The organism is Sinorhizobium sp. 6-70 (assembly GCF_030124375.1).
Lineage (GTDB): Bacteria > Pseudomonadota > Alphaproteobacteria > Rhizobiales > Rhizobiaceae > Sinorhizobium.
In genome coordinates, this window is the sequence record NZ_JASKLS010000038.1 from 1 (window position 1) to 790 (window position 790).

The window sequence follows — 790 nt, forward strand, 5'->3', positions numbered from 1 at the left end:
GTTGCAATTCCCTCTGCATGACAGCCGGGTGCTGTCGGTCTTCGGAAAAGTGGCCTGGGAGGCCCGGCCTGTTGCCGGACTAGGCCCGCGTGGAGGATATCATGATCGCACAACATTCCGCGGAGGTCCGCGGCAAGACACCGCTCTATCGGCATCTCTATGTCCAGGTCCTCGCGGCGATCGCTGCGGGCATCCTGCTCGGGCATTTCTATCCGGATGTCGGCACCGAGCTCAAACCGCTAGGCGATGCCTTCATCAAGCTCGTCAAGATGATCATCGCGCCGGTCATCTTCCTGACGGTCGCGACCGGTATTGCCGGCATGACCGATCTCGCCAAGGTCGGGCGCGTCGCCGGCAAGGCGATGATCTACTTCCTGACCTTCTCGACGCTCGCGCTCGTCGTCGGTCTGGTGGTCGCGAATGTGGTCCAGCCTGGCTCCGGCATGCATATCGATCCGGCCTCGCTCGATATGAAGGCGGTCACCACCTACACTGAGAAGGCGCATGAACAGTCGGTCACCGGCTTTCTCATGAGCATCATTCCGACGACGCTGGTCAGTGCTTTCGCCGAGGGCGACATCCTGCAGGTGCTGTTCATCTCGGTCCTGTTCGGCATCGCGCTTGCCATGGTCGGCGAAAAAGGCCAGCCCGTGGTCGATTTCCTGCATGCGTTGACGCTGCCGATTTTCCGCCTGGTGGCGATCCTGATGAAGGCCGCCCCGGTCGGCGCCTTCGGCGCGATGGCCTTCACCATCGGCAAGTACGGCGTGGCGTCGATCGCCAATCTCGC

General features: G+C 62.2%; 1 protein-coding gene. It reads left to right on the top strand.

Features of this window, described 5'->3' with window-relative positions; all coding sequences use genetic code 11:
• Window positions 1-101: 101 nt before the first annotated feature.
• Window positions 102-790: cation:dicarboxylate symporter family transporter (locus QN222_RS30215; protein WP_284005755.1), on the top strand; the 689-nt coding region annotated here is incomplete at its 3' end.